Origin of the sequence: Gilvibacter sp. (assembly GCF_965601605.1) — a bacterium.
Lineage (GTDB): Bacteria > Bacteroidota > Bacteroidia > Flavobacteriales > Flavobacteriaceae > Gilvibacter.
This window is the reverse complement of record NZ_CBFCWJ010000043.1, coordinates 82,377-99,171: the sequence shown is the minus strand read 5'-3', so window position 1 is coordinate 99,171 and position 16,795 is coordinate 82,377. Positions and strand designations below refer to the sequence as shown.

The following is a 16,795-nucleotide window of genomic DNA, read 5'->3' as shown; positions in this document are numbered from 1 at the left end:
CCACTATCTGTGGTGATTGAATGCTGCACATAAGCGCGGGCATTAGTAAGTTCTTCCTTGAGTTGATCTGCGGTGGCTATACCCATAAAGCGTACCCGCGATTGCAAACCTAATTGCACGGCAGTATTTCTACAGGCTTCAAATAGCACTCCGTCTCCGGCATAGATCAGTTCTGCTTCTGGAAAGTCGTTGGCGATTTTTGAAAAGGCCAAAAGGGTGTAATAAGGCGCCTTCTTATTGGTGAAACGACCAACACTTAATAAGTTTTGTTGCTTGAAATTCGGGCTAACCTCATCAGCAAACTCCGGCCTGGGACCATAAACGTTGTAGACCAATTTCTCTCTGGGACATCCCAATTGATGCAAATGGTTCTCCATAAAACGAGAAACTGCAATTACTCGACCTGCAGCGGCAAACATCTTCGTATAATTCTGAGTGTTGTTCAAGATGTGATGCTCCGTGGCATCGTGCCCGTGAAAATGAGCAGCAAAAGGAATATTGGCACCCTTCAATACCGGCAATAGCCAATGCGCGTGATGCCCGTACTCTACCAAAGCCACATCGATTTTATTTGATAATAAAGAATCGATAAGATTTTGCTGTTGCATTTGCGTCACAGAGCCACCGCTAAGCTTCAATTTGAGTTTCTGAGCTACTGTGAGTTGATTGAATTTTTTATTGCCTTGCTCTAAGGTGATTCCAGCCCAAGTATTGCCGTAATAGTAAAAAATGTTCCCTGCCAGATGATTCTTATGCGCCTGAATGAAGGTCTCAGAATACGGGTTCTTATTGGGTGTGAATATGGCGATGTTCATAAAATGCAGAGACTATTTGACTAAAATACCATAAAAACCGGTGCTCATGGTGCTTTCTTTCCATTGGGTAGGCGCCACATCGCGTTTGAGTAACCATTTCATGCAAAACAGACCTACGCGTGTTAAGATGCGCTTTTTCCAGGAATCTCTTAAATGGCGCTTTAACCAAAGACCAATCATACTACCGAGTGCAGCATTGTATCCACCCAAGGACTTGATCTCAATTTCTGAAAAGCCTGTTTGGTCGAACATCCGTTCTAAGGTAAACGGAGTATACCGGTAAGCATCATGAGGTACTTCGTGTAGGGGCCACAAAAAAGGCACGGTAAAGAAGAACACGCCTCCAGGCTTTAATACACGGTAAACCTCGGCCAGATACTCCATAGGTTCTGGACAGTGCTCAAGAACCTCCGTAGCTATAACCGTATCATAACTGTTGTTTTCTATGGGCATCGTTTTGCCGTCCCAAAGCAGATCGGGCTTAATTTCAGAATCGTACTGCAGCGAGGTCTCTATGTCTAAACCGGTATAAGACTGTATTTCAGAATTCTCGCGTAGAAACTCCCGATAAGGCATCTTTCCGCAACCAGCATCTAGTAAATCTCCTTTGAAGCTGGGGCAAGCCGATTTAATGGCTTTGAAAATGCTCGTTCGCACCCAATACCTATCGAGGGTATTTTTATTAAGCGGTATGTCGATAAACTGATTATCCATCATCATTGAAATAATCGTTTAAATATAGAACCTTTGGGTTCCGCAGGAGCTGATGGCACAGGGGGTTTCATAAGCAAACTTAAAGTCAGCTTTATGCGCAACTAAATTCGCTCTATAGGTTGCTAAAAGTGGCTGAAGCAAGGTATCATCGCCTTTTGCAATTCGCTTTATTGTCCCGTTTGTAAAGTGAATAAATACTACGGGATAGGTGTTATTAATCAAAACCTTTCCGTCTTTTTCTGTACGAACACATTCAACAGTATTCCAATTGGAGACATTACAACCTCTGTGGTTTATTTGCTGGACATCCTCTGAGAAATAGATCGGCATCAGATTTAAAAATACTTGGTCTACATAGAATCCGCCCTCCTTGCTCATCTTGTAAGAGCAGGCTCTTAACCACCAATCTAAAACGTGAATGGCCTTGGAATTACACCCAAAAAATCCAGCGTTGTAAATTCCCCCAACAAACAGCAAGTCAAAATTTACTGGATCTATTTCTGGATTACTGGAACGCCAATGCGGCGTGAGTATAACATTCTTTTGATCCAGATGATCAAACAAAAAGCCAGGGTCTTGATAGAAGTATAAATCTGGATCTAAAAAAAGTGCCTTGTCACATTCTTTCTCCTCAAAGAGGTATTTGAGCAGTAAAGGTTTTAATGCCCAGCGCAGATTGCTTGCTTTGTCAACCTCGTATTTTTCAATGAGTTTGTAGTCTTCTGGGTATTTCTCTTTTATAGTATTGAGGGTGTGCACCTCAATACTTTTATATACCAAAGGAGTTTCAAAATCATCCACTACCAAAACGTGAAAACCTGCATCAGTTTCAAACTGCTCTAAGGAATCATAGAGTGCCTGGATATAGAAGAAATAGTTTGAGGTGATTATGGAGCAATACGTGTTCATAAATTATGCTTGATATCCGCTAGCGATCTTTTATTTTCTTTTTTGTCAAGTTAATAATATGCTTGAACTCCACAATATTACTGGTCAGTTTCAATTGCCAAAGCGAAATAAGTTCCTTTAAACTGAGTTTGGTTAGTTTACTGATGTAGCTATTTGCAGTCTCAACGATCAGGCCGCGATATGCTCCACGATAGTGTTTATCAATATGCTTGAGCAATAATATTCTATTGATGAGAATTGAATTGTGTCTGTGCGTTCTGGAGACCCCTTTTTCATGCCTCCTGTAAATACACATAATCTCATTCAAGAATTTGATCTTGAGATTACCGGTAATTAAAGCGTAAAGCGCCATATCTCCACTTTGAACCTCTTTAAACCACGTGGGTAAGCTCGGCAACAATTCCCTTCTGAAAACCACCGAAGCCGTGGCCATAAAAGATCCTTTTATGACGTCACTAATATCGTAGACGTCTTTTTCTGGCGACATTGCATTCCACGGAAAATCGCTATTTAAGACAATTTCATTATACTTTTTCTGCTGCGCCCATTCGATCTTTGCTTCGTGAAAGCAAATGGCATAATCTGGATTGGCTTCAAGAAAATCCACCTGTTTTTGGAGTTTGAGGGGATCCGTCCAATAGTCGTCACCTTCACATAAGGCCATGTATTTGCCTTTGCATTGCTTGAGGTTTTCAATAAAATTATAACGCCCCGTGGGGTTGCCGTTTATGTAAATGACATCTTCACGAGATCTTAAGAACAAACGAATTTTATCCGGATACTGTTGGGCATACTTCTGGCAAATCGCCCTTGTGTTGTCGGTACTATCATCTTCGCCCAAAATAATCTCATAATTGAAATCTACTTTTTGCATTAAAATACCTTCCAGACATTGCTCGATGTATTTTTCGTGATTGTAGGTAACAACTCCTACGGATATGGTGATCTCTCTACTCATAGAACATCATTGTAGAAATTGTTCCAAACGAGTTGCCTTGAGATCTTCATAAATCTCCTCAACGATTACACTTGGCAACTCAGACTTCCACTTATCCTTATTAACTCCGCCGGTATATACCGAGTAATAATTATCCCCGCGTCCAGCGGTAGATTCCGTCACGAACTTCGCGGTTTGCTCTGAATAATCAAGATCTAAGCGTTCAAACAACCCTTTAAATTTTTCTTCAGGAGCATTCAACAACTCTTCATAACTAAGAATACTGACCCGCTCAGGGAATTGTTGTTTTAAGTCTAAATAGAGATTAGCAACCTCCTTCCATTTATAATAGCCAAAGTAATCTTCCGGGCCCTTGTTCTTACAGGCTGCAAAACGCCATTCCTCCATAATATCAGACCCTTCCGGGAATTCGCTTTTATTCTTCGTCCATGACAACAGCACGGCGCAAGGGTTTCTTATAATTCCAACCAAATGCACGTCTTGCCTTTTCCGTAGCAAAGGAGGAATGACAGATTGAAACTTGTTTTCTTTAAATGACAAAATATTAGGATTATCCTTCTTGAAATCTGGATAGATCCCTTTGGCAACTTTATCCTTTTGGCCTAAAAATTCGGTGTCCGCCTGAAACAAATCTTTAAAAAAGGTACCGAACTCCTCAGGACTGGAATCCTCATTCACACTTCCTCTAAACTCATAGGAAAACAGCGGTTGAAATTGATAGCGAACCTTAGGGTGGCTATTAATTACTTGACCAATCCAACTGGTTCCGCTTCTTGCTACACCGGCGACTAAGATAACTTTGGAGATCATTTTGTCAGTTTTAAATCGAATCGATAATTAGCATTTAATAGACCTTCCGCTTGTGATAAAATCTCCGCATTTGAAAACTCAAAATGCTTTGCTGCGTTGAGCAACCATTCATCTTTAAACCAAGTTCCAACGACATCAGTCCCACTTAATAAGTTTTGAAAGTATACCGCTCGGCGTTCGGCGTTATTATAAAAGTCAAATTGTTTATCTAAATCCGGGATATCACCAATAAACACAGTGCCATTGGGCTTTAGCCAACGAAACAACTGCTCAAAAAGCAAAAAAGACTCTGCCAAGGTCAAATACTGAATACCCGCATAAATTAAAACGTGATCAAAAGAATCGGAGGCATAATCTAGATTTCTTACATCGGCTATCTCTGGTTCAATTCTGTCATATTCTTTTAGCCCTTCTAACAATCCTTCAGAAACATCAACAGCACGAACATAAGCGCCTTTATCGGCTAAATGTTTACTGATCAAACCGTTTCCGCAGCACAGATCCAAAACCTTATCACCCGGACGAATCTCAAAATGCCTGTCAATTTCCTTTAAAGTGAATTGCCATTGCTCCTCTGAGATTGGTTTTTTATTCAGCGTCCGCAGCACCTGAGAATGTTTGTCCATTCCTTGAGCATTTTCACCGTGCTTTTTCCAATACTTTATCCAGTATTCATTCATAGTAAGGTTCTTATAAGGGCTGCCATCTGGCGCATTTGATCTGGGGTATATCTATGATCTATAGGTAGTGGTAATAGATCTGAAGTTAATTTTTCCGCCACCGGATAAGACGCAATATCATCTCGTTCCAATACGTCGGGCCAAAGAGTTGGAATAAAGAGTTTCTCGCGGTGGAACGTCGCCTTCTCCACATGCTTTTCTAGTAATAAGGGATAACAAAAAGTAGAAATGCTGTCTGGCTCCCACGCTAGGGTATTCACGGCAGATAGTTCTCTTTCCAAAACCTCAAAATTCTCTTGACGCCTCTGAATTACTTGCTTGTAATCAACGAGTTTAAGCAGCATTTCAGAAACTTTTGAAATCCTCAATAGATCACTGCTCAGTGAAGCTTCATACTGTTGGAACAAGGCAAAGGATCTGTCCTGATTGCCCAATAATCTATGCAAGCTGTGTTCTAGTGAAGCTTCTGTAAATCGCTCCACATGGTTTAAGTCTGAGCTACTGCTGCCATAGAGAAAGGCTCCGTCCGGAACCCCAAAATACTTTCGGGCCGATGTAAAGGAATACCCTTCAACCTCCTGAAAAAAATAATCGTGGGTATTGTCTAAGATCAATTGAGCTCCATAAGTTGCTTTGAGCTGCTGTACATACTTTCTTTTTAGGCCAAAAAAGTTGATGTAAATCAAATATTCACCTTCCTGAACGGCGATATCCTCGTCGAGTTCTAAGCGTTCATTTATTTTGTAAAACTCAAAGTCAACCTTACATTCAAGTATCGGTTGAAAAAGTGCCTCACAGCTGTAATAAGGCAAATAGAGTTTCTTAGGTTGCGTTTCTTTGATAATTAAATTCAAGCAAGCCCGACCCGTAGAAAGGGCCACGGCATCATTGTGATATAAGGAATCCCCTTTCGGTAATTCTAATTCAAAAAATCCTCCAATTGGTTTCAAAATATCATCAGTATTAGTCGAGCAAGTTGATTTGCTCCATCATTTTATTGATCTCAGCAGGCGAATTAAACATCATGACATCTAAAACCGAAAGATACGGAACAAAAGGATTACCCAACTGCTCGTAATTGCTGGCTTTAAATTCTAAAAACTTCAGTTCAATGCCTTCATTTTGGTATTTCTCCCTGCTAAAAAACTCCATGCCGCCTGTAGGATTGTAATAGCTATTCGCGCCCAAAGCCTTACAGATGTTCAATGCCCATTCATCGGGTGCATTAACTTCAGCAACCTCTAATTCCATTTGAGAGAAGACCTGTATGGGTGTATCAATCTCTAAATAGCCGCAAATGACCTCTAACGATCTCTTATTAAGGGCGACAATACTCTGCGTTTCCAGGACAAAGATCTTCTCTAAAAGTTCGGTAACCATCTTAAAATAGGGAGCTCTTTTTTTATAGGGCCCTAATTGACTTAGTATAGTCTGCTGCCAATTCTGTTCCTCATTAATGACAACATCTTTTATTGCAGTTTCTCTGGAGTGCTTTTGCAAGGGAACTTTTATGTAAAGCTTTTCCCCGTTTTGCTTGAGGATTTGATTGCGCTCAATCCAGCCGTGACGTATAAATTGAGGGGTATCGAATAAAATAAAGGCATCTACCTGTTGGATCAAAGCGAAGTACCCAAGGTAAGGTAAAAAATAGGGTTGCATTATTCCAAGTCTCATTGGACACCGTTTATAATCGCGCAAATTTCCATTACTTCTGTTTCTAGAAGATCGTGATACAAAGGAAGACATAAAACACACTTTGCTATTTGCTCAGTGACAGGGCATGCACTGTATTCGATGTATGGAAGTGTGTTCAGACTCGGATAAAAATACCTTCTTGGAAATACTGATGCTGCATTCAACAGCTCGATGGTTTCTTTTAATTTTTCTTCTGATGGAAAAACAACTGGAAAATAAGAGTAGTTCCAATCAGTATCCTCTCGCAATTGCAACAGCTTTACGCCTTTGAGGTTATTTCTATATACCTCATCAATTCTCTGTCTTTTTTCGAGTATCTCACTCATATACGGCAGGACCGCGAGACCCATGGCTGCTTGTAATTCGCTCATTTTGCCGTTAATTCCAATACCCTGAAAGCTCTCTTTGGTTTTATGGCCGAAGTTGTGCAGGTAAACCGCCTTTTCAAATAAGTCCTTGTCATTGCAAAAGAAGGCACCTCCTTCTCCGGTGTGAAACAACTTGGTCGCATGAAAGCTGGAAGTACTTATATCTCCGTAGTTAAAGAGCGACTCCCCTTTATACTTTACACCAAAGCAATGTGCAGCATCATAAATTACTTTGAGGTTGTGTTTTTTTGCCATAGCGGCTATGGCTTCTACATTGCAAGGATTACCGTAAACATGGGTCGCTAAAATTGCCGAGGTATTTTCAGTAATTGCCGCTTCAATAAGATGCTCATCAATGGTAAGATACTCCGGATGAATATCTACAAAAACCGGTTTACAACCTTCCCAAAAAATACTCGATGTAGTAGCGACATAGCTAAAAGGCGTGGTAATGATCTCCCCGCTTAAATCCAAGGCTCTTATGGCTATCTGCATCGGAATAGTTCCATTGTTCATACAAATAAGATGCGCTACCCCGAGATATTGATGGAGTCGAGACTCCAATTCTTTGACCAATTCCCCACGGTTGGTGATCCAGTTATTCTCCCAAGCGCGACTTAAGATGGCCTGATATTCTGATTGCGGTGGTAGGAAGGTCTTGGTAACGTTGATCATAGTCAAAGCGAAGGTATTGATTTGGGAGGGCTTAAACAACTATTCTAAATACCATTAATTTCTTCTAAAATGGAATTCAATCGTTCTGTGAATTTTTGAGCTCCAGCGGCGTTCAAGTGGTCGCCATCTAAAAAATGTTTGTCCTGATAATCCTCAGAATCAAAGGATACAAATGCTTTGACATTGGAATAACGCTTTTGGACAGAATCTATATAATTCAGAAAGTCACGGGTTTGGTTTGGATCGAGGTGTTCTCTATATGCTTTATGCGTCGGAGGGCTAATGAGGACCACTTGAATATCTTGCGTTGCACAATACTCGAATAGATCCGTCAATTTTTCGAGCAATTCACTCCTGTATTCGGGATTTTCACCCGTATGACGTTTAGCAGCGGCTGGCCCTCGTTTTAAAAGATTACGATTTTCATTTAACGGCCCTGCTCCGAGTGCATTGCATTTAATCATATTCTGATCTAATCCATAGTAATTCCACCAAAGCTGTTTGTTGGTTTCAAACGAGTTGCTAAGGACTTCAGAATAATCAGCTAAAGTGTAAGTGAATGGAAGCTTGTAATAGAGATTATAATTCTTAAGTCTCCAGGACTCAGCAGCAGTCTTAAGGTTTTTAGCAAATGCTGGATAGGTGATGCCAAGGATGACGGTGTTGACGGATTTAAGATCGTCTTTATAATGATCAAACAAGGCTAAATCCAGGTCGAGCGTTTGGGAAACATAGGCAAGACTAAAGCTGTTTGGACCCAAATAGGTTGGATCCACGGCGCGATAAATGTGACTATTACCGAGCACCAAGGTCTCAATATTCGCGGAGTTTGTTTTAAGATAATCAGCTTTATATTTATAATCATTGGGAATATTTCGCAAAGAGAACTCAACACCGACAAAGAGTACTGCCAATGGTATTGTGAAAATAATACAACGCTTAACGAACCTCTTCATCCCTAGAATTGAAAATAAATAAACTGTTGATCCTTAATTCCAAAAACATATAACGAAATAATCACCACATAGTAAAAACACCAGCGAACAGGCCTTGAAAAAGGTCTTTCTATGCGTTCAATAGCATAAAGACCATGACGGCCAACCCATTCTACAACAATAAACAAAAGCAGCAATATGAGCAGATACCACGCATTAAATTCTGGAAAACTAAAGAGCGAGTAACTAAAAATTCCTTTCAGATAGGAAATAGCATCTCCAATAGAATCTGATCTAAAGAACACCCATGCCAAACAAGTCAATGAAAATGTAAATAGTATTTGTAACAGTGTTTTTATAAAACTTAGTTGATTTGAGCCTTGAACCTCATCGAGGTGCTGACGGTTCTTATCTAAAATAAAAAGTGGTATAAAATAGAGCGCATTGAGCAGTCCCCAGGCAATAAAGGTCCAATTTGCACCGTGCCAGAATCCACTCACCAGAAAAACTATGATGATATTGAGTATAGCTCTGGATTTCTTTACGCGGCTGCCACCCAACGGGATATAGACATAATCGCGAAACCAAGTAGAGAGCGATATGTGCCATCGCCTCCAAAATTCAGCGATATCCCTTGAAAAATATGGAAAAGCAAAGTTTTGCTTAAGCTTGAATCCAAAGAGGCGCGCTGTTCCTATAGCAATGTCACTGTAGCCAGAAAAATCACCGTAGATCTGAAATGCGAATAAAACAGCGCCTACGACTAAAGTACTGCCCGATGCATCGGAATAATTGTCAAAGATGCTGTTCACCACCAAGGCACAATTATCAGCAATCACTACCTTTTTAAATAATCCCCATAGGATTTGTCTGAGACCATCCTTTGCTTGAGCATAAGAAAATTTATGCCCGACATTGAATTGGGGAAGCAGATTTGCGGCGCGTTCTATGGGACCTGCGACTAGCTGTGGAAAAAAACAAACAAAAGCCGCAAACGACACTAAATTATTTGTCGGCTGGATCTTTTCTCGATACACATCAATGGTGTAACTCATGGTTTGAAAGGTATAGAAGCTAATGCCAACAGGAAGCACGAGATTCAGACTATCAATGCTTATTTCAAGGCCTAAAAAGTGGAAGGCTTCAGTAAAACTCTTCGCGAAGAAATCGTAGTACTTAAACAGTGCTAGAATCCCAACATTGATTATAATACTCGCCCAGAATAAGAGTTTTCGGCTTGAGCGTTTTACACGTGACAGGTTGTTTCCAATGGAAAAATCTACAAGGGTACTGACCAAAATAAGACTCAAAAAACGCCAATCCCACCATGCGTAAAAGATATAACTAGCAAGGACAATAACCCCATTACGCCAGTGTAATTTAGACGACGGAACTAGCCAATAAATAGCAAAGACAAGGGGTAAAAAAAGAGCAAAATCAATAGAATTGAACAGCATAACCCTTTCACTTACTTAGGATTTATTGGAATGGACGTCAAAATTATCTGGGACAGACACTCCAATGAACTTACCCAACTTGCTCCATTTCTCCGAATCATACAACGAACAAGTAAATAAACTGTCAGGTGCAAACTCTTTAAAGAATTGCTCTACCTCAAAATTTCTAGTGGTGTACAGATCTTCGTAATGTGCCTTTTTCCCTTCTAGACTCAAAAGATTATCGATGACATTTTTGTTGTACAAACTCAGATCGTCATCTCCAATGGTGTTGTAAAATTCAAACTCTCGTCGGTATACCTTTGAATGACGCAAGGTATTTCCAGGAGTTTTTCCATTAGAATGACTCTCCATGGATTGATACCAATCAGCAGCTGGACGGGTAAAAAGAATGAACTTTGAATTCGGGAAACGGTGAAAAAGGACTTTGTAAAACTCGGGTAGCCACCAAGGGTCGTCTTCAAAAACCTGATTATTCTTGAATTTTGGATCGTTGAAAATAGCTTCAAAGTCACCATTGTACCACTTATGGCTCCAAGACTGTCCAAAAGAACAGTGCCAATCAGCCACATTATAACCCAAATGTTTAAAAAAATCACCCACAGAGGTAGTTCCTGTGCGTTGACTGGAAATACAGAAGATCTTCTCGGACTTTTTTCTATTCAGAAATTTCATAGTCAATGGATGTATCCAACAAAAATGGTTGCCAAATGTCTAACTCATGGGTTATTTGAAACTTTAAAAAGTCGTTTACACGCAATAAGGTTCCTTTACCCAACTCCTCACTAAATGCCAGGTTTATCGAATACAAGCCCTTAGACAATTGCAATTTCTCATGCTTGATTGAGATCTTCACTGTTTTTCCGCTTGAGCTTGTCTTTTGAGCATCTGCATCATGTAGAAAAGCCACAGGTCTTTGTTCCTTATCAAAAATGATTAGGGATATCGCAGGTATATAATCGATATTGAGCAGCTCGACTTCTACTTCAATCAACAGATCATCTCCCCAAGTTAGTGTGGGATTGCCCTGCTCATTTTTATCAGACTTCACCGCCCCGCTGCGTATTGCAATGCTGCCGTCATTGAAGATCTCGCTTTGCTCATTGGATTCAAACCTGCCGTAATATTTGTCAATAGTTGCAGAGACACCAACTTCCTGTTCCGCCACGCCTCGTTCTAATAAAATAACTCTGTTGCAGATTCTAGAAACCATGGGCATGGAGTGAGACACAAAGATAATTGCGGTATTGGGTATAATGACGTCTATGGTTTTCAAACATTTGAGTACAAATCCAAGGTCACCTACGGCCAACACCTCATCAATCAACAAGATATCCGGCTCCATTTGCGCCGCCACGGCAAAGCCCAGGCGTACCTTCATCCCAGAACTGTAGTGCTGAACAGGCATATCAATAAACTCTTCCAGTTCTGCGAAAGCAATGATAGCCTCTAATTTTTTGTCAATCTCTTTTTTGGTAAACCCTAAAACAGCTCCGTTGTTGTAGATGTTTTCACGGCCAGTGAGTATGGGGTTAAATCCCGCGCCAAGTTCAATTAAGGCTCCTACTCTACCTTTCATGGTTATGCTCCCGATATCAGGACGAATCAAACCATTGAGCATTTTTAATAAGGTCGATTTACCCGCTCCATTATGTCCAATAAGGCCTAAGCATTCTCCTCGACGCAATTCAAAACTCACATCTTGAACCGCCCAAAACTCTTTAGGCCTGAGTTGTTCTGATTTGCTGTTGCCAAAAACATTAGTAAACAAATCGCTCAAACCGTATTTAAGACCTGTTTTTAGATCTTTACTGAACTTTTTGCTGGCGCCTTCAACTTTAACTAGTACTTCCTTCTCTTCCATACTTATGAGCTACTGCGTTCAACAATGATTGGAATTGAGATTCGGTAAAACACCAAGCCAATTAGTAAAATCGGGATGCAACAAAGCAAGACCAGAAAATAATAGCCTAAATGATCGCTAGGGGTTCCCACTAAAACCGATCGAGCCAAAAGAATCATTGGACTAAATGGATTCCACTCCATAATGGTTTTCATGATCCCATCAGCAGGAACCATATATACTACGGGTGTCAAGTACATCATAAACCTTAAGCCAGTCATGATGAGTTTAGAAATATCGTTATACAAAAGCCCAATTGGAGTCAGAAGCAATCCGAGGGTAAACCCAAAGAAGACAGCACCTAACATAACCAAGGGAAACAACCAAGCGGAGTGTTGATAATCCACGCCAAAGATCAATAACAAAATGATCAATAACAGGATCTTAGGAATCGCATTAAAGAGCAATTTATAAATCCCGGAAAGCAATAAAGCTTCCTTGGGAAAGTTGATCTTAGAAATTATACTCTTGGCAGAACTGGTACTCATTTGTGGAGCATTTATAGCTCCTGTGATTATAGACCAGATCAAAGTACCACTAAAAGCATAGACTGGATAAGGTATTCCTGTGTCTGTAAGTTGAACGGTTCCTGTGGACTGCAAAAACACCCAAACTAAAGCTGTAGTTAAGGGCGTAATAAAGGCCCAAAGGATTCCCAAATAGGACTGTCTGTATTGCGCTTTGATATCGCGAATGGCGATTTGTCTGGCCAAAAATCCAGAACTGAAAATATCAGAGATACTGGCCTTGAGTACTTTGAGAAAGCTCGTGTTTCCTTGATTGGTATAAACGGTTACCCGTTGTTGGCTCATGCTGGGTAGGTAATTTTGGGTTGTTCGCTTTTCAGGCTCAAAATAGTTCTTTTTTAGCGGGATTCCTTATTATTCTCCCGTCTTCTCTCTTATTTGATGCTTTCTACAATCCGCTCGATCAAGCTTGCGGAATGATTCCAGTCCATTTTTCGGGCAAAAAAGGCATCACTTTGCTCAATTTGAGGCCAATCTTCTATATCTAAGATTCCTGGTTTACTGCCGTGTTTTTCTTCCCAGAGTATGTAACGTTTGTTGTCGGTATCAAAACTTTCTTTCAGATCGGAATTCATCAAAATAGTCTGAAAATAAAACTCTTCGCTGCAAAAACTGTATTTCATCCGTTTGAGCAAGGCAGGCTTTTCAAGGGTATAGTCAACCACTTCTTTTACTGCGGATCGGTGCAGACTCCAGTAAGTTGATCCGCCGTGAAGTGGCGGAAGATCTTTAGAATAGCTTCGCTTAAAACCCAATCGCTTTTGAATGGACAAGAACTTCTGAATCCAATGCATATGCTTTTTGGCATTAAGGGAATCATATAAGTTATACAACAAGATCCGATCCCAACCTCCGTTGTTCCAACAAGCAGCAGGCATGGTGAAGTTTTCTAAATAGCTTTTACCGACTAAAATGGTGAAATGGGCAACAAATTCATCCGCAGATTTGATGGGTAAATCCTGACCTGTGATTAAATGAAAGTAGCTCAGAGATTGGTCTTTTATAGCCTCTTCACACAAAAGCAATATGGCTTTCAAGTGATTTACACCGCCCCAATTGACTTTGTACTTCTGACTGATAAACACCAAATTGTCCAGCCCTTGTAGCTTTTTGAGAATCTCTGGACTGACGGTCGTCTTTTTATCAATATGAACATACAGCGAAAACCTATCGTCAAAGCAAGACGAGATGGTCTCCAATTGCTGGAGGTCCTTAAAGGCGGTTATGAGAATTCCGTGTCGCATCAGCCCGTTATTCTTCGTTTAAATTTGCCCCATCGATGCGCCAAATACGGATACTTCAATCTAAAATGGAGTTTGCCGTTCTTGCTGAGGATCAACTGCAGATCATTTAAAAAATTAAACGTACTCGGTCTTTTATCTTCAAAACCATAGGCTAAAGTCTCGAAGTCTTTTTTATAAGTAAGATCGACCAGTTTCTTCCGTTTGGCCGTATAGAACCAGGAATAATGCGACAACTTCTTTTTGTTCACATTGGCCGAGGACTTAAAGAAACCTTTCGGCAAGTTTAAAGCCTCACAAAGCGTTGCAAATCCTTCTTTAGCGGATTCCAATCGAATCACTTGATCGTAGGCAACCGGTGCTCCTGCTAAAAGAAAATATTCCGATTGTGGCCGCAAATGCTCGCCCATATAATCGACAGTGCGTTTGGTTAATCGATCTGTAAAAGCACCTCTTGCATGGATAAAGTCTTGAAATGTTCCCCATACGTCACCGTTGAGCATGACCCAAGCGTAATCAGAGTAAGACCGCGAATAGGGGTTGCGCACTACAATGAACTTATAATAACTGTCCCATTGCTGCTGAGTAACCAAGCCAGAAGCCAAAAGCTCATCAGGAGTCGCATGTTGTAAATGGATCCCTAAAGATTCATTCCAACCATAGCCCATTTCAGCATCACCACTAGTATTTACTCCAAAAGCTTCTTCTACGGTAGTGCCCGCACATTTGGAGATATGAATGAAAATACACTGATGCTCGTGGGATACCATCCTCTTAGTTGCGTTTTAAATGCTCTTTGGCCTAATCAGCCGGCCCGAGCAAGGCTTAATGCGCTTTAAAATATTCCCAAGTTACGCCCAATCCTTGCTTTACAGAATACTGTGGATCATAACCGAGCAGCCTTTTCGCTTTTCCGATGTCAGCTAAAGAGTCCTTCACATCTCCTCTACGCGTCTCCCCGAAGGTTGGCTGGATATCAGTTGCAGATAGGTCGGCCAAATATTCCCACAGTTCAAGAATACTAATGCGTTGTCCAAAAGCAATGTTGTAGACTTCATTAACGGCCTCTTCACTGGCAAACATGCCACGAATATTGGCCTCAACTGCATTCTGCACAAAGGTGAAATCACGTGTTTGGCTTCCGTCTCCATGAACGGTAGGCGGCTCGTTGTTCTTCACCGCATTCATAAACAGCGGAATCACTGCTGCATAGGCGCCATTAGGGCTTTGTTTTGGCCCAAAGACGTTAAAATAACGCAGTCCGATAGTTTGAGTGCCATAGGTTTTATAAAAAACATCTGCATAAAGCTCATTGACGTATTTGGTCACCGCATAAGGTGATAAAGGCTTGCCAATGCGATCTTCTACTTTAGGTAATGATTTACTGTCTCCATAGGTGGAACTGCTCGCAGCGTACACCATCCGCTTTACAGTATCCGATTCATTCTGGGCCACCAACATATTTAGAAAGCCGGAAACATTTACAGAATTACTCGTGATGGGATCATTGATAGAACGCGGTACGGAACCCAAAGCTGCTTGATGAGAAACATAATCCATCCCTTCCATGGCATCTTTACAGGTCTGCAGATCGCGAATATCTCCTTCAATAAACTCAAAATTCGGAGCCGATAAAAAGGGCGTAATGTTTTCTTTGTAGCCGTTGGATAGATTGTCCAAAACACGCACTTGCCCGGCACCGTGATCCAATAAGTACTGCACCAGATTACTGCCAATAAAGCCAGCACCTCCAGTGATCAAAAATTTTAAGTCTGCTAAAGATTGGTTGTGATAGGTCATAAGTGTTGGCTATAGTCGTCCGTCAATTTGAGATTCGGGTAGAAAAGATTTTACGTCAAAAACCACTGAAGTATCCGCCTTAAGCGCGTCCAGATCAATTCCTTGAAACGCATCATGAGCAACGGCCAACACAATGCAGTTATAATCTGTGCCTAGATCATCAGCCTTGTTGATCACAGAGAGTCCATATTCCGCAGATACTTGTTCTTGTTTTGCCCAAGGATCGTAAATATCGACCTGTAAATGATAGTCGCTCAAGGCTTCGATCAGATCTACAACACGTGTGTTTCTGGTATCTGGACAATTCTCCTTAAAAGTAATTCCAAGCACTAGGGCCTTACCGCCCTTTATGGTCGCATCTTTAGCGATCATTAGCTTGATGACCTCTTGTGCCACATACTCTCCCATACTATCATTCATGCGTCTTCCCGCCAAAATGATCTCGGGGTTGTAACCGGAATCTATCGCCTTTTGAGCTAAATAATAAGGGTCCACACCTATACAATGTCCACCTACTAAACCTGGAGTGAACTTTAAAAAGTTCCATTTAGTACCTGCTGCTTCTAATACCGCTTGGGTATCAATATCTAATACTCTAAAGATCTTCGACAACTCGTTGACAAAGGCAATGTTGATGTCTCTTTGGGAATTTTCAATAACCTTTGCAGCTTCGGCTACTTTAATGCTCGGAGCCAAATGGGTTCCCGCTGTAATGACTGAGGCGTAAACAGCATCAATGAGCTCCGCGGATTCTGGAGTAGATCCGGAGGTCACTTTTAGAATTTTGGTGACCGTGTGCTTTTTATCCCCTGGATTGATGCGTTCTGGAGAATAGCCTGCGTAAAAATCTTGATTGAACTTCAGACCAGAATGCTTTTCCAATATGGGTACGCAAACCTCTTCTGTAACTCCTGGATATACCGTCGATTCATAAACTACTATATCTCCTTTTTTAAGCAATGGCCCTAGGGTTTCACTGGCTTTGATCAAAGGAGTTAGTTCCGGCTGATTGAATTCATCAATGGGCGTTGGAACGGTTACGATATAAAAATCAACATCGGCCAGATCTGAAGGAGTATCTGTCAAAACCAGACGCCCTTGGTCATTTCCTTCTAAAGCTGAATTTAACAGCTGATCAGCAACTTCTAAGGTGCTGTCATGACCTTGATTAAGACTCGCAATTCGATCTGAATTTATGTCAAATCCAACCACTTTGTACTGACTGGCAAAAGCAACAGCCAAAGGCAAGCCTACATAACCTAATCCAACAATTCCTATTTTCTCGGGTTTCTGCATATTACAAAGGCA

18 protein-coding genes are annotated in these 16,795 nt (G+C 41.0%); all 18 read right to left on the bottom strand.

Going from position 1 to position 16,795, the window contains the following annotated elements:
* Positions 1 to 815, bottom strand: an 815-nt coding sequence (locus ACSLP7_RS12845) for a glycosyltransferase (protein WP_435579669.1), incomplete at its 3' end; no start/stop codon positions are given.
* A gap of 12 nt (positions 816 to 827) precedes the next feature.
* On the bottom strand, positions 828 to 1,535 hold the full coding sequence (locus ACSLP7_RS12840; protein ID WP_435579668.1) for a class I SAM-dependent methyltransferase: 708 nt from the start codon (positions 1,533 to 1,535) through the stop codon (positions 828 to 830).
* A 12-nt stretch (positions 1,536 to 1,547) separates the two neighbouring features.
* Positions 1,548 to 2,438 carry a hypothetical protein gene (locus ACSLP7_RS12835; protein WP_435579667.1) on the bottom strand — a complete coding sequence of 297 codons (891 nt, stop codon included), beginning with the start codon at positions 2,436 to 2,438 and terminating at the stop codon, positions 1,548 to 1,550.
* Between the two features lie 19 nt (positions 2,439 to 2,457).
* Positions 2,458 to 3,396 carry a glycosyltransferase family 2 protein gene (locus tag ACSLP7_RS12830; protein WP_435579666.1) on the bottom strand — a complete coding sequence of 313 codons (939 nt, stop codon included), beginning with the start codon at positions 3,394 to 3,396 and terminating at the stop codon, positions 2,458 to 2,460.
* A 6-nt stretch (positions 3,397 to 3,402) separates the two neighbouring features.
* Entirely contained in the window at positions 3,403 to 4,206 is an 804-nt protein-coding gene (locus ACSLP7_RS12825; RefSeq protein ID WP_435579665.1) for a sulfotransferase, read from the bottom strand.
* The gene (locus ACSLP7_RS12820) at positions 4,203 to 4,886 is read right to left on the bottom strand and encodes a class I SAM-dependent methyltransferase (protein WP_435579664.1); all 684 of its coding nucleotides are present in this window, start codon (positions 4,884 to 4,886) and stop codon (positions 4,203 to 4,205) included. The genes ACSLP7_RS12825 and ACSLP7_RS12820 overlap by 4 nt, the downstream gene beginning before the upstream one ends.
* Positions 4,883 to 5,836, bottom strand: coding sequence for a hypothetical protein (locus ACSLP7_RS12815; protein WP_435579663.1), 954 nt, complete (start codon positions 5,834 to 5,836; stop codon positions 4,883 to 4,885). The genes ACSLP7_RS12820 and ACSLP7_RS12815 overlap by 4 nt, the downstream gene beginning before the upstream one ends.
* 13 nt (positions 5,837 to 5,849) lie before the next feature.
* A complete protein-coding gene (locus tag ACSLP7_RS12810; protein WP_435579662.1) occupies positions 5,850 to 6,560 on the bottom strand; it encodes a WbqC family protein in 711 nt (236 codons plus the stop codon).
* The gene (locus tag ACSLP7_RS12805; protein WP_435579661.1) at positions 6,557 to 7,624 is read right to left on the bottom strand and encodes a DegT/DnrJ/EryC1/StrS family aminotransferase; all 1,068 of its coding nucleotides are present in this window, start codon (positions 7,622 to 7,624) and stop codon (positions 6,557 to 6,559) included. Before ACSLP7_RS12805 ends, ACSLP7_RS12810 begins: the two co-directional genes overlap by 4 nt.
* 44 nt (positions 7,625 to 7,668) lie before the next feature.
* Positions 7,669 to 8,538, bottom strand: coding sequence for a hypothetical protein (locus ACSLP7_RS12800; protein WP_435579660.1), 870 nt, complete (start codon positions 8,536 to 8,538; stop codon positions 7,669 to 7,671).
* Positions 8,539 to 8,582: 44 nt separating this feature from the next.
* Complete coding sequence (locus ACSLP7_RS12795; protein ID WP_435579659.1) at positions 8,583 to 10,016, bottom strand: MBOAT family O-acyltransferase; 1,434 nt, start codon at positions 10,014 to 10,016, stop codon at positions 8,583 to 8,585.
* Between the two features lie 15 nt (positions 10,017 to 10,031).
* Positions 10,032 to 10,691, bottom strand: a complete 660-nt coding sequence (locus ACSLP7_RS12790; RefSeq protein ID WP_435579658.1) for a sulfotransferase — start codon at positions 10,689 to 10,691, stop codon at positions 10,032 to 10,034.
* Positions 10,675 to 11,880, bottom strand: a complete 1,206-nt coding sequence (locus tag ACSLP7_RS12785) for an ABC transporter ATP-binding protein (RefSeq protein ID WP_435579657.1) — start codon at positions 11,878 to 11,880, stop codon at positions 10,675 to 10,677. The genes ACSLP7_RS12790 and ACSLP7_RS12785 overlap by 17 nt, the downstream gene beginning before the upstream one ends.
* Positions 11,881 to 11,882: 2 nt before the next feature.
* Positions 11,883 to 12,731, bottom strand: coding sequence for an ABC transporter permease (locus tag ACSLP7_RS12780; protein ID WP_435579656.1), 849 nt, complete (start codon positions 12,729 to 12,731; stop codon positions 11,883 to 11,885).
* Between the two features lie 89 nt (positions 12,732 to 12,820).
* A complete protein-coding gene (locus ACSLP7_RS12775; protein ID WP_435579655.1) occupies positions 12,821 to 13,690 on the bottom strand; it encodes a beta-1,6-N-acetylglucosaminyltransferase in 870 nt (289 codons plus the stop codon).
* The gene (locus ACSLP7_RS12770) at positions 13,690 to 14,457 is read right to left on the bottom strand and encodes a sulfotransferase family 2 domain-containing protein (protein WP_435579654.1); all 768 of its coding nucleotides are present in this window, start codon (positions 14,455 to 14,457) and stop codon (positions 13,690 to 13,692) included. The genes ACSLP7_RS12775 and ACSLP7_RS12770 overlap by 1 nt, the downstream gene beginning before the upstream one ends.
* A 55-nt stretch (positions 14,458 to 14,512) precedes the next feature.
* The gene (locus tag ACSLP7_RS12765; RefSeq protein WP_435579653.1) at positions 14,513 to 15,487 is read right to left on the bottom strand and encodes an SDR family oxidoreductase; all 975 of its coding nucleotides are present in this window, start codon (positions 15,485 to 15,487) and stop codon (positions 14,513 to 14,515) included.
* Positions 15,488 to 15,496: 9 nt separating this feature from the next.
* A complete protein-coding gene (locus tag ACSLP7_RS12760; protein ID WP_435579652.1) occupies positions 15,497 to 16,783 on the bottom strand; it encodes a nucleotide sugar dehydrogenase in 1,287 nt (428 codons plus the stop codon).
* Positions 16,784 to 16,795 lie beyond the last annotated feature (12 nt).